General features: G+C 30.9%; 1 protein-coding gene. It reads left to right on the forward strand.

What is annotated here, in order from left to right:
• Positions 1-139 precede the first annotated feature (139 nt).
• Positions 140-1,316 (forward strand): TonB-dependent receptor (locus tag OU788_RS12310; protein WP_274635436.1); only part of this gene is annotated, 1,177 nt, incomplete at its 3' end.

A 1,316-nucleotide genomic window follows, 5' to 3' on the forward strand; every position in this document is an offset into this window, starting at 1 on the left:
TTTTTCATTTTTACCCTTTCTATTTTTCGCTGTTAATTTCTTCTTTTTTAATTCCATTTCTGATTTAACATTCTTTTAACTAAACACCATTAAACCTTTCGGCAAATTTGCGGTCAAACAAGTTTTATAAATCAACGTAATGAAGAAATTTACCTTACTTATTATTTTACTAATTAGTTTTACAACTTTTGCCCAACGTGGTTCAAAAATTACTTTAACAGGAAAAGTTGTTGAAACCAACTCAAAACAACCATTAGAATACGCTACATTAGTACTTACAAACACCAGCACTCAACAAGTTGTTGGAGGAGTAACTGATGCTAAAGGAAACTTTTCTATAGATGTTTCATCGGGTACTTATGCTGTACAAGTTGAATTTATTGGTTTTAAATCTAAGAACTTAGGAAACCACACACTAACCGAAAATAAAAACTTAGGTGTAATTTCTCTTTCAGAAGACACTGAAACTTTAGACGAAATTGAAATTATTGCAGAAAAATCAACCGTAGAAATTCGATTAGACAAAAAGATTTACAATGTTGGTAAAGATATGACTGTTAAAGGAGGTAATGCTTCTGATGTGTTAGATAACGTACCTTCTGTAAACGTAGATGCTGAGGGAGCTGTAAGCTTAAGAGGAAATGAAAATGTTCGTATTTTAATTGACGGTAAACCTTCTGCTTTAGTTGGTTTAAGCGGTACAGATGCTTTAAGAAACCTTCCTGCTGATGCTATTGAAAAGGTAGAAGTAATTACTTCTCCTTCTGCTCGATATGATGCTGAGGGTACTGCAGGTATTTTAAATATTATTCTTAGAAAAGGAAAAATTACAGGATTTAACGGATCTGTAAACTTAACTGCTGGTACCCCTGATATGTTTAGTTTTTCTCCAAACCTAAATTACAGAACTAAAAAGCTTAACATCTTTACAAATTTAGCCTACTCATATAGAAAAGGACCAGGTAACTCTCAAAGTTTTTTTACCAACTTTAACAATGATGGTACTATAAAAGATTATAGAAATGAAGAAAGAACTTTTGATAGAAAAAACAACAACTATAATGGTTCTTTTGGTTTAGAATACTACATCGATAAAAAAAGCTCTATTACAGGAACATTCTTTTATAGAAATTCTAAAGACAAAGATATTGCAACAAACAACACTACTTTTTTTGATGCTAACAAACAAGTAGCAAGCAATGAAAGCAGAATTGAAGATGAAAGAGAAAATGGTATAGACAAACAATATTCTGTTAACTATACTAATAATTTAGACGATAAAGGGCAAAAGTTAATTATCGATTTACAATATGGAG

Origin of the sequence: Tenacibaculum sp. L6, assembly GCF_028823685.1 — a bacterium.
Classification (GTDB): Bacteria; Bacteroidota; Bacteroidia; order Flavobacteriales; family Flavobacteriaceae; genus Polaribacter.